This is a genomic window from Methylovirgula ligni (assembly GCF_004135935.1).
In the GTDB taxonomy this organism is placed as follows: Bacteria; Pseudomonadota; Alphaproteobacteria; order Rhizobiales; family Beijerinckiaceae; genus Methylovirgula; species Methylovirgula ligni.
The window spans coordinates 2,811,281-2,830,079 of sequence record NZ_CP025086.1; the positions used below are offsets into that span (position 1 = coordinate 2,811,281).

The 18,799-nt window shown below is 61.3% G+C and carries 16 protein-coding genes, 2 tRNA genes and 1 riboswitch; of the genes, 11 read left to right on the forward strand and 7 right to left on the reverse strand.

Going from position 1 to position 18,799, the window contains the following annotated elements:
* The first annotated feature begins 42 nt into the window (after positions 1-42).
* Together CWB41_RS13460 and msuE are read left to right on the forward strand one after the other, a co-directional pair.
* Positions 43-783, forward strand: a complete 741-nt coding sequence (locus tag CWB41_RS13460) for a MotA/TolQ/ExbB proton channel family protein (protein WP_129396450.1) — start codon at positions 43-45, stop codon at positions 781-783.
* Positions 784-852: 69 nt separating this feature from the next.
* Positions 853-1,419, forward strand: coding sequence for an FMN reductase (gene msuE / locus CWB41_RS13465; RefSeq protein WP_115837939.1), 567 nt, complete (start codon positions 853-855; stop codon positions 1,417-1,419).
* Positions 1,420-1,910: 491 nt separating this feature from the next.
* Here msuE and CWB41_RS13470 read toward each other — a convergent pair.
* Together CWB41_RS13470 and CWB41_RS13475 are read right to left on the reverse strand one after the other, a co-directional pair.
* Positions 1,911-1,986: transfer RNA gene (locus tag CWB41_RS13470), tRNA-Lys, on the reverse strand.
* Between the two features lie 131 nt (positions 1,987-2,117).
* Entirely contained in the window at positions 2,118-3,692 is a 1,575-nt protein-coding gene (locus CWB41_RS13475) for a 2-isopropylmalate synthase (protein WP_115837937.1), read from the reverse strand.
* A gap of 367 nt (positions 3,693-4,059) precedes the next feature.
* Between CWB41_RS13475 and CWB41_RS13480 the strand changes: the two genes are divergently transcribed.
* The gene (locus CWB41_RS13480) at positions 4,060-4,782 is read left to right on the forward strand and encodes a metallophosphoesterase family protein (RefSeq protein ID WP_342633320.1); all 723 of its coding nucleotides are present in this window, start codon (positions 4,060-4,062) and stop codon (positions 4,780-4,782) included.
* Positions 4,783-4,890: 108 nt separating this feature from the next.
* Entirely contained in the window at positions 4,891-5,196 is a 306-nt protein-coding gene (locus tag CWB41_RS13485) for a hypothetical protein (protein WP_115837933.1), read from the forward strand.
* A gap of 1 nt (position 5,197) precedes the next feature.
* On the opposite strand, the gene CWB41_RS13490 is transcribed toward CWB41_RS13485, so the two are convergent.
* Entirely contained in the window at positions 5,198-5,389 is a 192-nt protein-coding gene (locus CWB41_RS13490; RefSeq protein WP_115837931.1) for a hypothetical protein, read from the reverse strand.
* 299 nt (positions 5,390-5,688) lie between these two features.
* On the opposite strand from CWB41_RS13490, the gene CWB41_RS16225 reads away from it, so the two are divergent.
* From CWB41_RS16225 to CWB41_RS13505, 3 genes are all read left to right on the forward strand, one after another.
* Positions 5,689-6,243 (forward strand): hypothetical protein, encoded by a 555-nt coding sequence (locus CWB41_RS16225; protein WP_165203871.1) that lies wholly within the window; start codon positions 5,689-5,691, stop codon positions 6,241-6,243.
* Positions 6,244-6,641: 398 nt separating this feature from the next.
* Entirely contained in the window at positions 6,642-9,092 is a 2,451-nt protein-coding gene (locus CWB41_RS13500) for a TonB-dependent receptor (protein WP_115837929.1), read from the forward strand.
* Between the two features lie 229 nt (positions 9,093-9,321).
* On the forward strand, positions 9,322-9,567 hold the full coding sequence (locus tag CWB41_RS13505) for a hypothetical protein (RefSeq protein ID WP_115837927.1): 246 nt from the start codon (positions 9,322-9,324) through the stop codon (positions 9,565-9,567).
* A 46-nt stretch (positions 9,568-9,613) separates the two neighbouring features.
* On the opposite strand, the gene CWB41_RS13510 is transcribed toward CWB41_RS13505, so the two are convergent.
* Positions 9,614-10,666: an aromatic ring-hydroxylating oxygenase subunit alpha gene (locus CWB41_RS13510; protein ID WP_115837925.1), complete on the reverse strand. Its 1,053-nt coding sequence runs from the start codon at positions 10,664-10,666 to the stop codon at positions 9,614-9,616.
* Positions 10,667-10,843: 177 nt separating this feature from the next.
* A riboswitch (cobalamin riboswitch) is annotated at positions 10,844-11,066 on the reverse strand.
* 137 nt (positions 11,067-11,203) lie between these two features.
* Positions 11,204-11,677, reverse strand: a complete 474-nt coding sequence (locus tag CWB41_RS13515) for an invasion associated locus B family protein (RefSeq protein ID WP_165204356.1) — start codon at positions 11,675-11,677, stop codon at positions 11,204-11,206.
* Between the two features lie 322 nt (positions 11,678-11,999).
* Between CWB41_RS13515 and CWB41_RS13520 the strand changes: the two genes are divergently transcribed.
* The 3 genes from CWB41_RS13520 (at position 12,000) to CWB41_RS13530 (ending at position 16,978) form a co-directional block, all read left to right on the forward strand.
* Complete coding sequence (locus CWB41_RS13520; protein WP_129396498.1) at positions 12,000-12,203, forward strand: hypothetical protein; 204 nt, start codon at positions 12,000-12,002, stop codon at positions 12,201-12,203.
* Between the two features lie 1,044 nt (positions 12,204-13,247).
* Entirely contained in the window at positions 13,248-15,506 is a 2,259-nt protein-coding gene (locus tag CWB41_RS13525) for a TOMM precursor leader peptide-binding protein (protein WP_115837917.1), read from the forward strand.
* 35 nt (positions 15,507-15,541) lie between these two features.
* Positions 15,542-16,978: a SagB/ThcOx family dehydrogenase gene (locus CWB41_RS13530; protein WP_245411365.1), complete on the forward strand. Its 1,437-nt coding sequence runs from the start codon at positions 15,542-15,544 to the stop codon at positions 16,976-16,978.
* A 10-nt stretch (positions 16,979-16,988) separates the two neighbouring features.
* Here the strand turns inward: CWB41_RS13530 and CWB41_RS13535 are convergent, their stop codons facing one another.
* The gene (locus CWB41_RS13535) at positions 16,989-17,810 is read right to left on the reverse strand and encodes a VOC family protein (protein ID WP_165204359.1); all 822 of its coding nucleotides are present in this window, start codon (positions 17,808-17,810) and stop codon (positions 16,989-16,991) included.
* A 45-nt stretch (positions 17,811-17,855) separates the two neighbouring features.
* Positions 17,856-17,931 (reverse strand) — tRNA-Phe (locus tag CWB41_RS13540).
* A gap of 191 nt (positions 17,932-18,122) precedes the next feature.
* On the opposite strand from CWB41_RS13540, the gene CWB41_RS13545 reads away from it, so the two are divergent.
* Complete coding sequence (locus tag CWB41_RS13545) at positions 18,123-18,731, forward strand: Pr6Pr family membrane protein (protein ID WP_115837956.1); 609 nt, start codon at positions 18,123-18,125, stop codon at positions 18,729-18,731.
* Positions 18,732-18,799: the final 68 nt, after the last annotated feature.

An 18,799-nucleotide genomic window follows, 5' to 3' on the forward strand; every position in this document is an offset into this window, starting at 1 on the left:
CGAATTTGATTTTCATTAGTCCCCTAAGAGGAAGAACCCGTAATGTCCGATCCCGTCAGCGCGGCGAGCGCCACTGTCGCGGCCAGTCTTTCGCCGGTCGATCTGTTTCTGCATGCCGATCCGATCGTCAAAAGCGTCATCATCCTGCTGCTGCTCGCCTCGGCCTGGGGCTGGACGATCATCATCGACAAGCTGCTGCGTCTGGCGGTGCTGAACCGGCGCGCGGGCAAGCTCATCGCCAGCGTCAAGTCAGGTCTGCCGGTGGCGACGATCGCGGAAGGCTTCGCCGATGCGCCGGCGAGCGATCCGTTCGTCTCCGTCTATCAGGCGGTGGTCGAGGAGAACAACCGCTCCGCCGACATCGTCCACACCGAGGCGCAGTCGGACAATCTGCAGGACCGGGTGCATCGGGTGGCGCAGCTTGCCAGCGGCGCCGCGCTCGAGCATCTGCAAAAACGCCTGCCCAATCTTGCGACGATCGGCGCGGTGGCGCCCTTCGTCGGCCTGTTCGGCACGGTGTGGGGCATCATGAATTCGTTCCAGGGCATCGCCAATTCGAACAACACCAGCCTGGCGGTGGTCGCGCCGGGCATCGCCGAGGCTTTGTTCGCCACGGCGCTGGGCCTTGCGGCGGCGATCCCGGCGGTCATTTTCTACAACCGCATCACCACCGACATCGGCGCCTACGGCAAGAAGCTGCACACGTTTATCGGCGTGCTCGAAGTCGAACTGTCGCGCCAGCTTTCACGAAAGGGAGATCGCAATGGCCTTCGCGCTGCGTAAACACGATAGCGACTTCGAAGCCGCGCCTTGCCACACGTGAAACTGTTTAGCATATCGGGAGTGTCAGCGGTGCCGGCCAAAGTTGTCGTCTTCAGTGGGAATACCCATCGCCCGTCCAAATCGAGATCGCTTGCGCAATCCGTGCTCGAAGCGGCCGCGGCGCAGATTGCGCTCGACGCGCAAACTTTCGACCTCGTTGATGCGGGGCAGGGCGTGGGTGCATTCGCCCGCGCCAATTTGCCTTCAGGGGCGCAGGAAATCGTCGAGGCGATAGAGAGCGCCGAGGCGCTCATCGTTTCGGTCCCAGTTTATAAGGGCTCCTATCCGGGCCTGTTCAAACATCTCATCGATTTTGTCGACCCGCTGGCTCTCGCCGATAAGCCGGTTCTGTTGGCGGCGACAGGCGGCGGGCTGCGGCATGCGCTGGTTGTCGAGCACCAATTGCGTCCGCTCTTCGGGTTCTTTTCGGCGCTGACGATTCCGACCGCGGTCTATGCCAATGACGGTGACTTCGTCGATGGCGTGGCTGTCGAGCCGGTTCTGCAAGAGCGCATCCGTCAGGCCGCATCGCAATTTGCCGCTTCGTTAGGCGCACGAAAAAGTCAGACCGCTGACGAGTTGGCTCATACTTTCTAGAATACCGGTTGATCGCTTTCGAGCAATCCTTCTCTGCGTGCCCGCTATTGTTACTCGAAATAATGAAACGCTTTGGCAGGCAACCTGACGGCTGCGATACGATGCGTAATAGGTTTCCGGCAAACTCGTCGTACAGCGGGGAGATGAGAGAGGTTCGCTCTATCCCCATTCCGCTACGCGACCATGGGACCGGAGAGTTCTTCACGGAATTAGCAGGCTCGAACGGGCGGGTGGCTGAAAAGAAGCATTGCCGGTACGCTTGGCAGGCTCGTCAAGACGTATTGTGACCTCTCCGAGATTCGCTGACTTGGCGGACTTACCTATTGGTCAACGCGCCCCAAACGCTGACATTGGCCGTCCATTACTCCTTGACCGCCGGCATCTCTTCGAAAACGCGCGAGGCGCTCGACAAGCTCAACTCGCTTGGAACCAAAGCCCGAACAAAAGTGTCTAACACACCTTAAATATTTCGGCTAAGCCTTTGATTTAAATGGTGGGCGCACAAGGGCTCGAACCTTGGACCCGCTGATTAAGAGTCAGCTGCTCTACCAACTGAGCTATGCGCCCTCACGTTCGTGAGGCGAACCACCTGCGCTGCCGGAACGCGGCGCGCCGGCAGCATGTAAGCGAACATTGCGCGCCGCGCAAGCCATTCGCGGCGCTTGGGGAAAAATCCGTTTGACGGAGGCGGGCAGGGATCAGCCCGCCTTGCTCTCCTGGCTGCGCCGGTGCAGCGCGGCGAGCTTGTTGAGCGCCGCGATATAGGCCCGCGCCGAGGCGACGAGCGTGTCCGGATCGGCGCCGCGCGCGGTCACGGAGCGGCCGCCCTCGGCCAGTTTGACCGTGACTTCCGCCTGCGCATCGGTGCCCTGCGTGACGGCATGGACCTGATAGAGCTCCAGCACGGCCTCGTGCGGCACCAGCGCGCGGATGGCGTTGAAGATCGCATCGACCGGCCCGTTGCCTGTCGCCTGGAAGGTCTTCTGCGTGCCCTCGACATCGAGCGTCAGCGCCGCCGATTGCGGGCCGCCCGTGCCGGCCATCACGGCGAGCGAGACCAGCTTGATCCGCTCATGCGCGCTGACCAGTTCGTCATCGACCAGCGCGATCAGATCCTCGTCGTAGACCGTCTTCTTGCGGTCGGCGAGATTCTTGAAGCGGGTGAAGGCATCCTGCAGCGCGTTCTCGCCGAGCTCGTAGCCCAATTCGCGCAGCTTCTCGCGGAAGGCGTGGCGGCCCGAATGCTTGCCCATGACGAGCGAGCTCTTGCTGACGCCGACGCTCTCCGGCGTCATGATCTCGTAGGTCTGGGCATTCTTCAAAATGCCATCCTGATGGATGCCGCTCTCATGCGCGAAGGCGTTGCGGCCGATGATCGCCTTGTTGTATTGCACCGGAAACGAGCTGACGGCCGAGACGAGCTTCGAGGCGCGGGTGAGCATCGTCGAATCGACGTTGCTGTAATAGGGCAGCTTGTCGGCGCGCGTCTTCAGAGCCATTACGACTTCTTCCAGCGCGGCATTACCGGCGCGCTCGCCGAGCCCGTTGATCGTGCATTCGACCTGCCGCGCGCCTGCGCCGATGCCCGCCAAAGTGTTGGCGACGGCGAGGCCGAGATCGTCGTGGCAATGGACCGAGAAAATGGCCTTGTCGGCGTTCGGCACGCGGTCGCGCACCGTCGCGAACATGGCGGCATATTCGCTCGGAATGGCATAGCCCACCGTATCGGGCAGGTTGATCGTCGTGGCGCCAGCCTTGATCGCCGCCTCGACGCAGCGGCAGAGATAGTCGATCGGCGTGCGCGTCGCGTCCATCGCCGACCATTCGACATCGTCGACAAGGTTGCGGGCCTGCGTCACCGTCCGGGCGATGATTTCGAGCACGTCCTCGGCGCTCTTGTTCATCTGGTGTTCGAGATGGATCGGCGAGGTTGAAACGAACGTATGGATGCGGGGCAGCACGGCATGGCGCACCGCCTCGCCGGCGCGGGCAATATCGCGCTCGATGGCGCGGGCAAGCCCCGCGACGCGCGCCCGCTTGGTGCGCTTGGCGATTTCGGAAACGGCCTCGAAATCACCCTCCGAGGCGATGGGGAAGCCCGCTTCGATAATATCGACGCCCATCGTGTCGAGCAGATGTGCGACTTCGAGTTTGGCCTCGAAGGTCATGGTCGCGCCGGGGCATTGCTCGCCGTCGCGCAACGTGGTGTCGAAGATCAAAACGCGGTCTTTATCGGCCGGCTTGGCGCCGTTGGCTTGCACGGAATCGTTCATTGGAGTGCTCGAATCTGAAATTGGAACTGGCTGCTTGATTGGTGCGACGCTCCCCTGAGTGCCCGGGCAAGGCCCGGCCGGCGCTCAGGGGCTGGTAAGCAGAAGCAGGCCGAGCGACAGCGAAGCCGGCAAAGCTGCCAAGCCCTCAAGCTGCTGATGATCGGCGCACAGACGCACGCGAGCCTCGCGAAAAACGAATGGTCTTTCCTATGTAATGCAAGCGCCGAAGAGAGGCAAGCTGGCCGAAAAGGGGGAAGCAACCGACCCTCGAATCACCTAAAATCGCACTATTATGGCGGCAGGGATCAGGGAGGCTTTGCCGATGCGCTCAGGTTCCAAGCTCCGATCTCACCAGCGCCAGCCGCGCTTGCCTGACGGGCTGCGCATCTATGCGATCGGCGACGTGCATGGCCGTGCCGACCTGCTGGAACGGCTGTTCGGCCTGATCGACGCCGATCTTGCCCGCCGGCCTACGCCACGCGCGTTGCATGTCATGCTCGGCGACTATGTCGATCGCGGGCCGGCCTCCCGCGCGGTGATCGACGCCATTCTCGCGCGGGCGAAATGCCGCGAACTCGTGGCGCTGAAAGGCAATCACGATGCCTTGCTGCTTCAGGCGCTGGATGAGCCCACGTCCATAGGCGATTGGCTGCTGATGCACGGGGTCGAGACCTTGGCGTCCTATGGCCTCACCTCGGCCGATGGCGCGGGCAGCAAGCTCAGCGATCTCGGCCGCGCCTTCGCGGCGGCCTTACCTGCCGAGCATCTCGAATTCTTCCGCGGGCTCAAGTTATCATTTTCCTGCGGCGATTTCTTTTTCGCCCATGCCGGCGTGCGGCCGGGCATCGATCTCGATCGCCAGTCGGAAAAGGATCTGCTCTGGATTCGTCAGGACTTCCTGCGTCACGACGGCGATTTCGGCAAGGTTATCGTGCATGGCCACACGCCCGTCCGCGATGTGGAACGCCGCCGCAACCGCATCGGCATCGATACGGCGGCCTATGCCACCGGCAAGCTCACGGCGCTTGTCATCGAAGGCAACGATCTGCGCCTCATCGATACCGCCACGGCGGCCCTGCGCGCGGCTTGAAACTTAGTTTCGAATTATTCCATTTATCAAATAAAATCATATGCTTGCGGATATATCCCGAGGCCTCTACGCTCGCTCGCAGTACATATGCGGCGACGGAGCACACCAATGCGGGACGACGGCAAGAGCGAAGAAGAAACGGCGCGTGAGAAAATGCGTCAAGCGGTGCTTTGCGCCTTCTGCAATATCATGCAGACGACGCGGCTGAGGCCCATGACGGTCCTCGGTCTTGCCGCCATGGCTGTCGGGGCGATTTACAAAGAGGTGGCAACCGTCCATCGCCATGCCGACACATGCCCCTGCGGCTGGGAGCCGCGCGCGGACAACGACGTCGAGGCGTTGCAGACGGCAATCGCGGCGGCCGCATGGCCGCCGACCGATCTGCGCTGGCTGAAGGTCGCCGGCAAGGCGTAATTCAGCGCGCCAGCGCGTCGCGTTCTTTTTGCAGCCGGGCGAGCAGGGCCTCCTGCTCGGCGATACGATCGGCGGAGAGGGCATCGTCTTCCGCACCGGAATAGGCGGCGGCCTGCTCGGTCAGGTCGCGGATGTTTTCGCGAACGTCGGCGATCTCTTTTTCGAGCGCGGCGAGGGCGGCGGCGTTAGGCATTGCAACTCCTTAAATCCCGGTTTGTCGGCCGGAGGCTAGCGCGCTTTGCGGCGCGATGGAATCAAACCTGCCAGCTATTTGATCGTCTCAAAGTCGTGCCGCGATCGCCGGGCGGCGATCGAGCGGGCGCCCAGGCTTTTCGGCGATTATTGTCGCCACCGTCAAGGCGCCCCCAGCCGCGCCCGAACGACCGACGTAAACGATAAGCTCAAGAGCCCGTGGATATTGCTCTGAAACGCAGTATGGTTTGAATCGAACGATGCCGAACGTCGATCTTCGATGCCCAGAGGGAGGTAAAGATGAAGCCGAATGTCTTCGCTGTTGCCCTTAGTTTATTTGCGGCGGTGATGATGATCGCCCCCGACATGTCGCAGGCGCGCGGCGGCCGGGGCGGCGGTGGCGGACGAGGCTTCCACGGAGGCGGCCATAGAGGCGGCGGTGGGCATCGTGGCGGAGGCGGCTGGCATGGCGGCGGTCGTCCCGGCGGTGGCCATCACGGTGGTCGGCCCGGCGGAGGGCGCCCAGGAGGCGGCCATCATGGCGGCGGCCGGCCTGGCGGGCGTCCAGGTGGGGGACGTCCCGGCGGCGGTGGCCATCATGGCGGCGGTTATCATGGGAGAACCTGGCACGGAGCCGGTGGCTGGCATGGCGGCGGCTATCACTGGAGTGGCGGCTGGTATCGGCCGGTCGGTGCCTATTGGGGCGTCGGCGGCGCGATCGCAGCAGGCGCGGCCCTCGGCTTCGTCGGTGCGGCGGCTGCGGCGTCCTGGGCCGGCTCGCCGCCCGGCGACGGCTATTGCTGGTATTATACCGACCCATCGCGGACCCAGGGCTTCTGGGACGTTTGCCCCTGAGGTGATTCGCCGTCGGCATCGTCTGTGCGCCGGGAATAGAGCTGGAGCGCCCTTCGGGGCCTTCAGCGTCCATTATTGTCACCTTTCGTCTAGACGATACGCGGGAAAAGTGCGCCGAATCCCGGCGTTAAATGAGCTTCTGAGCCTCGCGACGATTTTTGATAGGCTCGCGTAATTGCTGGCTTTTTTCCAGATTTTGCATCTCCGTCCGCCGATGCCATCGGGAAAATTTCCCCAGCCGTACTGGCATAAGCTCCCATCGCTAGCGGAAAAGTTTCTACAGCAATTATAACGGGTTAGCCGTCGCTGTTGCTGGTTTGCACTAGTGCGGAAAGAAGCTCTCCCATACGGTTTTGGAATAAACGTATTTCTCGAACACTGCTTTCCAGGGGGGAAAAATGCTGTCGAGTCGGGCAAGCTTCTATCTAACCACGGCATTGGCCTCTGCTGCGCTTTTTGCGCTGCCTGTACCATCCTTCGCACAAAGCGCGACAACGTCAGGCGCCGCCACTCAGGCAGGCGGCGAGTTACCGGAGGTCGATGTTGTCGCCACAACGCCGCTCGGCGGCGACACCAGCACATTGGACGTGCCAAGCGAAACCCAGACGCTGAGCGGCCAGCAAATCGGCCAGCTCAACCAGCAAACGCTCCAGGATGCTTTGGCGATCCGCACCCCGGGCGTGTCCGTCACCGATTCAATCGGCAGTCCGCTGGCGCAATCGGTCGACTTCCGCGGTGAGACGGCGACACCGGTGCCCGGCACACCCGAGGGCCTTGCCGTCTATATGAACGGCGTGCGCATCAACGAATCCTACGGCGATGTCGTCAACTGGGATCTGATCCCGCCATCCGCCATCAGTCAGGCGCAGATCGTCACCGGCAATCCGGTCTTCGGCCTTAACGCGCTCGCGGGCGCGGTGGTCATTCAAATGAAGAACGGTTTCAACTGGCAGGGTACGGAAGTCGATCTCCAAGGCGGCAGCGATTTCACTGCCCAGGGCTCGGCGCAATACGGCGTCAACAAGGGCAATTGGGCCTATTACGTCGACATCGACGGCATTCGCACCAACGGCTATCGCTATTTCGGCCAATCGGACGCCGAGCGCGCCTATGGCGACATCGGCTACCGGGCCGAAGGCAATGAAGTTCATTTGACCATGACGGGTGGCGCGGACGGCCTCGGTGTCGCCGGCACGACACCGGCGGAACTCGCCAGCGAAAATCCGTGGGCCGTTTTCACCACGCCGCAGACGACCGACACGACCGCCGAGATGGTCACGCTGACGGACGAATCGCACATCACCCCGACATTGACGTTCAACGGCAACGCCTATTTCCGCAGCTATGCCCAAGCGCACCACGACGGCAACATCAGCGACTTCTTCTCCTGCGGCAACGTGGATGTGTGTAACAGCAATGATGATACGCCGACGCCGATTGCCGGTCTGCGCGATCCGCTTGGCGGGACGGCGGATCCCGGCACACCCTTGGGTGAGATCGACAGCAACTGGACACGCACGCTGAGCACCGGCGCGACGGCGCAATTGACCGATACCGACAAGATTTTCGGCCACAACAACACCATCACCGGCGGCGTCAGCATCGACAACGGCTGGACGCATTTCACCGGCAGCAGCACATTGTCCACCTTGCCGGCGAATTTCGCCGTTCCGTGGAGCAGCGAATATATCAACGAGCCCGGGTACGATGTCTCGCCTAGCGATGTCCGGACGCAGAACACCTATCTCGGCGTCTATGTGCTCGACAATTTCGACATCACCGACAGATTGGGCCTGCATGTCGGCGCGCGCTTCAACGACGCGCAGATCACACTCGCCGACCAGACCGGGCAGAACCCTGATCTCAACGGCTCGCACAATTTCAACCGCATCAATCCGGTCGTCGGCCTGAGCTATCTGATCACGCCCGAGATCTCCGTCTACGGCAGCTATTCGGAAGCCAACCGCGCACCGACGCCGCTCGAACTCGGCTGCTCGAGCCCCGATGCACCGTGCATGATCGACAATTTCCTCGTCGCCGATCCGCCGCTGAAGCAGATCGTCGCCCGGACGTTCGAAGCCGGCTTCAAGGGCAGCAATCAGATCGCCTGGGCGGCGGCGCCCGGCCGCCTCGACTGGAGCATCAGCGGCTATCACACCGTCAACTCGAACGACATCTACAGCGTACCGAGCGAAGTCACCGGATTCGGCTACTACACCAACGCGGGCAATACGCTGCGCGAGGGTGTCGATATCGGCGCTACCTATACCACCGACAGATGGGACGCTTACGCCAGCTATTCCTACATCAAGGCGACGTTCCAGTCGGCGATCCTCCTTTCGTCGCCCAACAATCCATCTTCCGTCCAAGATCCGGATTCACCGAACTTCGGCGATATCCAGGTCGAGCCCGGTGACAATCTGCCGGGCATCCCGAACCACAAGTTCAAGATCGGCGGAGATTACGAAGTTCTGCAGGGCTGGAAAATTGGCGCCAGCCTCGTCTATCGCTCAAGCCAGTATTATTTTGGCGACGAGAACAATGCGCTGGGACCGCTCTCGGGCTTCGCCACGCTCAACCTGCGCACGTCCTATCAGATCACCAAAAACATCCAGCTCTACGGTCTGATCAACAACGCGCTCAACTATCGCGGTGCGACCTACGGCACGCTCTACGAGACCGACTCGACGACGAACCAGCTAACCGGCGAATGCACCACGGGTCTGTTCTGCTCGGACAATCCGCGTGCGGTCACGCTCGCACCGCCCTTCGAAGCCTTCGTCGGCGTCAAGGCGACGCTGGACGATGCGCCGCCGCCGGCCCCGCCGCTGGTGACGGCCAAATATTGAACTCCTCTCCCTCCAACTTCAAAACCGGCGGATTTTTCGCCGGTTTTTCTTTGCGCTGCTTGCATGAAAAAGCTTCGCAACCGGTCCTGTCGCGGACACAGATTGGGCGAAAAGGCGCAATAGCCTTCCTTGGAGTTATCCAGGCCGGATAGATGGCTCCAGCCGCTGAGAGCGCACTATTCGAGCGCACCATCGCGAGAGTGACGCGCTGGCAAAGGAGGGCACGAGGATGACCGATATATCCGCGCCGGGGTCCGCGATCGAAAAAGCCATTTCAACTGAGCGTCAGCGTTGCATCGAGCGCGTACTGGCCTATGCCGCGCTTCGCGATCAGGCCGCCATCAGTCTGGATAAAGCCGCGCTTGACCCGGACGGCGATGACAAGCCGAGCGAGGGCGCATCAGAGCGCGCTCGTATGCAGGCGGATGTTGCGCGCGACATCGCTCGCTTTTTGAGCGAAGAGGCGGCGCCCTAAGGCGCCCACCCGGCAACACGAATAGGCTCCGCGAGAACCGACCCGATCAATAACATTCCAAGTCGCCATTCTCGGCAAGCAATTTCCGCAGATCCTGGATGGGCGGAAACACTTCCTGATTCCAATCGGCGCCCTGGTCGTCATGAGCGACCTGTTCCATCTCGACGATCGAACAATCCTCGGCGAAGACGCGGTTGGTGAACCAGGCCAGCACCGGCCAGACCACATCGAGCAGCTTTGATATTTTCGGTCGGCGCACCGAGAGGACGATAAAGGTTCGATTTTGCCGCTGCGCTTTATCGACGGGCGTGTAGCCGAGCCAGACATCAAGCGCCGGGCTTCCGTCGGCGATCCAGAATTTGAGAGACTGATGCGGATAGCTGGTGCGGATGGTCATCAAGTCCTGAGAGGATTTGGACTCTCCGCGCAGGCTCCCGACGATGACCGCCTCACCGAGCGGTGGTTTTTGATCGGGACGCATGAAGGCGTAATCAACCTCCATCCAATCGTCGCCCAGACGCCGGTCGAGATAGCGGGGAAAAACCTTGCCCGTCGTGCGGCGATGCAAGAACTGATGATTCATGTCCATCAGGTTTTCATGCATGAACGTGTAATGGCAGGCGACAATCTTGCCGAAGAGGCGCGTCTTGTAGGATTTATCGCCCGCCGCACCGATCGCCTTCGGAGGTGCCACCGGAGGCTTTGATCCGGGCCACACGAATATCAGGCCATCGACCTCGTGGCACGGATAAGCCTTGACGCCATTCGGCAGCTTGCCTTTGCCGAGATAAGGAACGTCGACGCAGCGGCCGGACGCGTCGTAACTCCAGCCATGATAACAGCATCGCACGGAGTCTCCATTCACGACGCCTTTCGATAACGGCACTTGCCGATGCGCGCAGCGGTCTTCCAGCGCGAAAACCGCCCCGCTTTTGGGACGGACGAGTACAATCGGTTCCCCCGCAAAACTCGCGGCGAAAGGCCGCTCGACCTTAACCTCGCGCGACCACGCAAGCGGATACCAATGATCGGGATGTGCACCAACCTTACGAAGATCGACGCTGGACGTCGGCGCTGCCGCATCTGTGCGTTCAAGCATCAGCGTTCCCCGGCTTGATATAAAGCGGGGCGCTCGGCAAAACTCTGCAAAAACCGAAATTGGGAACCTGGAAGCATCGCGTCACCCTCAAATACGGGCGACGATGAACAAGCGACGCGGCTGGAACTTCGCGGCGTGCCGCCGAAGTCGAGCGCGCCACTGGGACACCCCGCCCGTGGACGATATCTTGTCGCGGCAGGTCTCCTGACTCGCGGGTCGCTGCTTGAGTCCGTCTTCCCAGGATCATATCCCAGTGACACCGATGGACTTTGCTCGCCACTCACAGTTGCGGGGGCAGCGCCGGCTTGGCTCTCGAACGATTCCCGTCCGATCGTGCACCGGCTTCCCTCTTAGCTTCGCGCGAATAAATTCGCCGAAGACCACGACGCTTCGAATATGGGTGATTGGATTGATGAGTCAAGCTTATCGGTGGTCCGGCACGGGTGCCTTACCTCGGATATCGGAACGCCGGCGCGCTGCGCTGGAGTAGGGCGATAGCCGGCGCCTGCGCAGAGGAGATGGAATCGAATCGGCCGGCTATTTGATCTTCTCGTAGGCCGGGCCGAAATCGCCGAGCGGCAGCGAAATGTTCAGCGCCTGCCGCTGCAGATCCTGGAACGAGACCTTTAGATTGTGCCCGTTGATCAGCGCCCGCAGAAGATCGGCCGAAATGGCGCCGCCGGCGAAACAGCCACGCTGTTCGCACGTCTGCAGGGCAAACGTCTCGACACTGCCGTTGTCCACCTGCAACCGCACGCCGCCGGGAAGAAACACGCCGAGCGGAATTTGAACGAGAATGACCGGCGAGCGCGGCTGGGCGGGAATACGAATGCTGACGAGCACGATGAGCTGCCCGGTCTTCGTCAACACCGCGGATTGCTCGATGGAGCAATCGAGCGGCGCCCCGCGCGTCGCGCTCGAACAACGGGTCGCCCAATTGGCGGTCCCGGCTGTGCCGGGCTTTGCCGCGGCGGCATCTCCTGCCGAGGCCGACTCGGGCCCGGCCGCCACTCTGGGCGCCTTTACATGATGTCTTGGATGCAAGGCAGTCTGGGCGGAGGCCGGCCCGAGCAACGCGAGGAATAAAATTCCCAAAATCAAATTCTGCACTTGTCTCATAAACAAAGCCTCCGGATCAGACCAATATCTTTATCAGCAAATCAATTATGACATTATCATTACATCCGCCTGCTCTTATTTCGACTATGGTCATTTGTATACACCCCGCGAGAAACATTACGTAACGGAAGATCGAAAGAAGAACACCCGGCCTTTGCTGCTCGCCTTGTCACGTGGCGGCAAGTTGAAATGACCGAGCCGTGTGGCGGGCGATTTGAGCCGCGCAGTAAGGGTTGCGTACCGGCGGGCGGGCGGCCAGAACGGCGCGACAGGCTCGGGCGGCACGGTCAACGTCACGAATTCCGGCTCGATCGTCATCAACGGCGACAACAGCGTGGCGCTCTATTCGCAGAGTGTCGGCGGCGGCGCAAAATTGAAGCCGCCGGGACCGCTGCCAAAGGCGTGCGCTTCGATCTGAAACTAACCTTTAGAAAACGTGCTCTCGTAATGAGAAAAAATATCTAAAGAGCCAAGATTGTCCCTTGCGATCGGGAAGTTTTGTCTGACCTTCGAAACGTGTGCGGTCGGCCGAGGAGGGAAGGGGCTTTCGTTTTCCGCTCACAGTCGCGGCGCTGGGACGCCAATCAGAGTGACGTCCTCGCGCCGGACGGGATGCCCAAGATCATTGCCGTCTTTTGACGAAGTCGATTGATCCCGTGGCACCCTCAAAATTAGGCAATTTTTTTCTCACGGCTATCAAAAGCGAACAAAAGCTGCTACAAGGTTGTGCCCGTCGCTTATTGTGCGACGCGAAGCGAAAAGGCCGTCGCTATGCCGCAAACGAAGCACATTTCCAAGACGAAACGATCGAACAAGACCGCGTCCGTGCTGGGAATCGCCGGCGTGTCTTTGACCGCAACGGCTGGCGGATCGGCAGCCGCGCTACCCGCGCAATTTGTGGGAGCCTTTAACCCGCCGACTTTCTACGATGAGGAGATCTCCGACGTCAGTCTGGCGACCTTCCACGTCTTCAACCCGGAAAGCCCCGAAACACCCCAGTTGGGCATCCAGCTTGCCCGCGGTGGCTGCGGCTGCGGACATGGCGGCGGTGGACATGGTGGCTGCGGACACGGCGGCTGTGGACACGGCGGCTGTGGCCACGGTGGATGCGGGCACGGCGGCTGTGGACATGGCGGCTGCGGTGGATGCGGACACGGCGGTTGCGGTGGCTGGAGAGGCTGCGGCGGCTGTGGTTGCGGCATCGGCGGCTGTGGCTGCGCCGGCGGCGGCGGTTGCTGCCTGTCGTGGGGTGGTTGCTGGCCGACCTGCTAGCGGTCTGCACAAGGATCGGACGCGGCCGACTTCAAGCGGCCGCGTTCCGATTAAGGGGATAAGGTCGCTTGCTGCTTCAGACAGCACCGAACAAGCGCGACTTGCGCAAAGACCCCCGACAGCCTGACAATGGAAAAATCTCTGCTTGCCGCGGCATTGCGAGTTTCGGCTGGGGTGCGCATACTGATCCATGACCGGCGGTAACCCAAACAGTCTTGCCCTGCGCGACACCGCGGTTCTGCAATTCGCGCCGCATTTCTCCGTCTATCTGGTGGCCGCCGACACGGTGTGCCTCTATTCGGAGGACCGGAAGTTCCTTCTCTATGGTGAACTCTATTGCGCACTCGCCGCCGCGATAACGGAGGGCGGGTTAAGCGTTCGGGGTCTCATTCGCAAGCTGGAGCGTGATTTTGCAGCACCCCAAATTCGAGAAGCCCTGGAGAGGCTTGTTGAACGCGGTTATGTAATCACCGCGACGAATTCTTCGCACGACATTGCCGCCGCCTATTGGGCAAGCCTGGGCATACAGCCGGAAGCCGCGAAGAAAAATCTTCAGAAGCGTCGTGTGCGGATACAGGCGCTCGACGTCGAGGGCGGACCGGAACTCGAGACCGCGTTGGGCGCGCTCAGCGCGCGCGTCGTCAAGCGCTCACCCGACATTACCGTCACGCTCGTAAACGATTATTTCGATACGCGCCTGCTCAAATTGAACCAAGAGCATTTGGCGGACGGCACGCCTTGGGTGCTGGCGCAGCCGTCCGGAATCTTTCCTCTGGTTGGCCCGGTGTTCACCCCCGGCGATGGCGCATGCTGGAGATGTCTTGCCGATCGGATGATCCGAAACCGGGAGGTCAAGGCCATGCTCGAGCGCGGCGAAGCGCGGTGCCTCGCGGTTTCGCCGCTCGCCCGGCATACGGTTGGCCAGAGCGCCATAGAGCTCGCCGCGCTCGAAATCGCCAAGGCATTTGCCAGCGATTTTCGTACCGACCTGAACAACAATGTCATCAGCCTCGATCTCCTCGGTTCGACCGTCGTCAGGCATCACGTGGCGCGCCGCCCGCAATGTCCGGCCTGCGGACGGCGGAAGGCGCGCGATCCGCGGCGAGCGGCGGCGCCGGTCTCTCTGGGGACGGGCGCGCGGCCGGTCATGACAAGCGGCGGCTTTAGAACCGTCTCGCCGCGCGACACGGTCGCGCGTTTCCGCAAACATGTGAGTCCCCTAACCGGCGTCGTGTCGCGCCTCGAGCGCATCGAAGGGGATTTGCCGCTCAGCACCAATTTTATCGCGCGGCATAATTTCTCGGCGCCCGCGAAGTCGATTTATGAGCTGAGAGGGGGATTGAACGGCTGCAGCTTCGGCAAAGGCAGCACCGCCGAGCAAGGCGAGGCGAGCGCGCTTATGGAAGCGATCGAACGCTATTCCGGGATTTTTCAGGGCGACGAAATCCGAGCGGCAAAGAGATTCACGGATTTTGCGCCCGGCGAGGCCATACCTCCGAATGAGGTGCTGCTGTACAGCGACCTGCAATACCAGCGCGGCACGGGTCCGGCGGTCAACGCGGGGGACGTGGCGTTAAGCCCGGTGCTTTTCGATCCATCGGCGAAAATCGAATGGTCGCCGGTCTGGTCGCTGCGCGACAAACGTTTCAAATATTTGCCGACCAGCATGCTCTATTTTTTCTATCAGGGCTCGGTTGCGTTTCTGGCGGATTCCAACGGTTGCGCGGCGGGCAACACGCGCGAAGAAGCGATCGTGCAAGGCTTTCTCGAACTCGTCGAACGGGACGCTTATGCAATCTGGTGGTACAATCGCCAGCAGCGTCCTGGCGTCGACATTTCCCATTTTGATGATCCTTTCGTGCGGGAGTTCCGCATGCGCCTGGCGAGCGCCGGACACCGCCTTTCGGTGCTCGACATCACCAGCGATCTCGGCATTCCGAGCTTTGTCGCGGTGACGCAATGGATGCAGGATGGCCGGGAAAATATCGAGTTCGGTTCCGGCTCTCACTTCGATGCGCGGATCGCTCTATTGCGGACGCTCACCGAGCTGAACCAATTCCTCTCGATCGGGGTGATGCGCGGCAGGCCCCTTGAAAAAATGAGCCACGACGGGATTACGCCGTTGCGTATCGAAGACCATTCCTATCTGTCGCCGAGCGACGCGCCGCTGCTGCAACCCGATCTCGATATCAAGTTCGGCTTTCTCGACACCGACGAGCAAGTGAGGGCGTGCGTGAGCATCGCCGAGCGTCAGGGTCTCGATTTCCTCGTTCTCGACCAGACGCGGCCTGACATCGAGACTCCGGTCGTTCGGGTCGTCGTTCCGGGATTGCGACATTTCTATCGCCGTTTCGCGCCCGGCCGGCTCTACGATGTTCCGGTAAAGCTCGGATGGGCCAAGCGGCCACTCGCGGAAGACGCGCTCAATCCGCTTCATCCATATACCTGAGAGTCCTTCACTTGCGCGCTCCCGAATCCAAGAGGGTGCGTCGGGCCGCACCGGCAGGCGTCTTCGCCCGGTTGACCGATCGCGCGGCGATCGATGCCTATGCGAACGGTGAAATCGTCGCGCGATTCGAGAATTACTCTCTTGGCGTCGGTGTGTTCGGAGCCGGCGCGGCGAATTGGCTGCAAAAACTGCGCACCGGAGTGCCGCTCGGCGCGCTCGCGTCAGAGGGGCGCAAGGCGAACAAGGAGATTGATCTCTTAGCCAGCCGTCTGGCAGGGCTTGGTTTGTTGGAGTACCGGCTCGAAAACCCGCAAACCGGCGGCGACTTGATCGTCATCGAACCTCTGCTTCGCGATTATCGGCCGCAAATCCCACAGCTCCAAAACGCCGACACGCTTGTCCTGTCGCGCTTCGCGTATATGCGACGGCGCGGCACCGAGATGGTGCTGGAATCGCCGCGCGCCGGCGCCTTGTTCAAAATCCTTGATCCAGGGCTGGCGTCCCTCATCGCCACGCTCGCCACTCCACAGCGGGTCAAGCAGCTCCGGCAAATGGATACTTTTCCGGGACTCGCCTTTCTCGCGTTGCTGGTGGACTGCGAAATAGTCCTCAAGATCGACGGCGCCAGTGAAAATGATCTTCGCAAGGCGGATAGCGACCACGACCTTGTCCTCTGGGAGTTCCACGATCTTCTCTTCCATACGCGCAGCACCGCAGGGCGGCACACCAACCCGATGGGCTCGGTTTATCCGCATGTCGGCGCGGTTTCTCCGCTTCCGGCGGTGCGACCTCGCTGGCCCGGAAAGAAGATCGATTTGCGCAAGTTCTCGGCAGAGGTTCCGGAAGCCATCTCGTCGTTCGCGCAGCTCCTGGATAAACGTCATTCGACGCGCAGCTTCGACGACTCGCAGCCGATCACGCTCTCCGAGCTTTCGCGGTTTCTTGAAAAGACCGCTCGCGTCATATCGAGCTTAAAGAGCAAACCTGACTTCGATGATGGCGGCGTCACTGTCAGGCCATATCCATCGGCGGGCGCGAGCTATGAACTCGAACTTTATCTGGCCGTCAACGCGTGCGAGGGGCTTGCCCGCGGCTTCTATCATTACGACGCGGGCGCGAACGCTCTGGTCCCGATCGGCGCTTCGTCACACGACCTCGAAATGCTGCTGGCGGAAGCCAAATCGGCAATGGGCACATCCGCCTCGCCGCAAATCCTGATCACGATCGCTGCGCGCTTCGGTCGGATTTCCTGGAAGTACAGTTCCATCGCCTACGCGCTCATATTGAAGGACGTGGGCGTCCTGACGCAGACATTCTATCTGGCGGCGACCGACATGGGCCTCGGCGGCTGCGCCATCGGCATCGTCAATATCGATTTGTTCGCGAAGATGACGGGCATCGACTTCTGCGCTGAAGGTCCGGTCGGCCAATTTGCGATCGGCCGCATCGCGAGATCCAGAGCGTCCGGCTGACGCTCGGCGGTTATTTTGCTCCGCGCTTCCGGCTCGAAACAAAAGTTTCGATCACTTTGCGGCTGCGCCGGTCCAGCAGTCCGAAAAGTACGCCTTGCGGGTCTTTGCAGTGAACGATCCAGGCGCCGCCGGGTACGGCGATCGGGCCATAGAGAATTTCACCGCCGCCGTCTTCAACGCGCTTCGATGCCGCCTCGACGTCTCCAACGTTGAAATAATAAAGCCAGAAGGGAAGCGGCAACGTCTCAGGCTTGGCGGACATTGCACCGATCGTCTCGCCGTCGACGGAGAACTGCTGATATGTGCCTGTCGGACCGGCGTCGGCACGGGTTTTCTGCCAGCCGAACAGCTTGCTGTAAAAAGCGAAGGCTTTCTGCCAGTCTGCGGCAAACAACTCGTGCCAGCCGACATGCCCCGGCGTCCCGAGTTCGACAGCCGGAGCCTCGCCGGGTTTCATTCCCTTGACCAAAGCAAGCGTCGCTTTTTGCGGATCGGCGATGATCGAGAAACGGCTGATGTTGGGGATGTCCACTGGCGGGACACGGATGGCGCCGCCAAGCTCTGTGACCCGGCCAACAGCGGAGTCCAGATCGGGGACACCGACATATCCCATCCAGTGCGGCACCGCCCCCGCACGCCGCGCGCCCTCGGGCATATTCATCAGCCCGATGACCGGAGTGTCTGCGGCGGTGAAAAGGCTATAGGCCGAACCTGGCATCGCGAGATCGCGGACTCCCCAGCCCACGACATGGGTGTAGAATCCCTTCGCGGCTTTCACGTCCGTCGTCAGCAACTCGTACCAGACAAATCGGTTGCTACGAGGTTTGGCCATGGCCATCCATTGGGCCTGCAAAGATTTCTAAGTTATTGATTTTAATGGTGCCCAGGGGCGGAATCGAACCACCGACACTGCGATTTTCAGTCGCATGCTCTACCAACTGAGCTACCTGGGCAGGCCGGCGCATAGGCACCGGAGGGGCGCTTTATAGGAAGCGGCGGTTGCCTTGTCCAGCATCCGTGCGGGGCAGGGCATAAGTGCGCGGAGTTTTCCTAAGCGCTTCAAAACATCATCTGGTGAGAGCTTGCCGCTTGGGCGATCCTGCCGATCGAATCATTGGAGGCTTTCGGCATGAGGATCGGCGGCGTGGCACCACGTTTGGCCGCAGCACTGGTCGCGGCTGCCGCCTGGGCCGGTCTCACGCTGCAATTTTGCGCGACATCTTCGCATGTCGGCTCCGCTGCGACCGCTCTTTGGCAACTGGCGGATTATTTTACGATCCTCACCAATTTTGCCGTCGCGGTGGTCTTCACCGGCATCGCGCTTGGACGCGACGACTGGGACCGTTCGCGGCTCCTTGCCGGTCTCACGCTCGCCATTCTGCTCGTCGGAATCGTCTATGCGCTGCTGCTCCGCGCCAGCGATCATCCTCACGGTCTGGCTCGCGCCGCGAATATCATCATGCATATGGTCATGCCGGTTTTGGTGTCGCTGTTCTGGCTCGTACACGTCCCGAAAGGGGCTTTGCGGCCAACCGATCCCTTCGTCTTCGCCGCGTTTCCGCTCGTCTATCTGGCCTATGCTCTCGCCCGCGGCGAAGCCGAGGGGCGCTATCCCTATCCTTTTCTCAATATCGCCAGGATCGGCCTGCATCGCACGCTGGCCAATGCCGGCGCGATCGGCCTTGGCTTTGTGGTCGGAGGCTATGCGCTTTTCCTTCTGGACCGGCTGCTGAGCGGGCAGAAACGGCGCTGAGGCAAGCTTGCCGCCGGCCGCAGGCGCCGCTATAAGCGCGCGGCGTGAACCTCGAGATATGCAAAAAC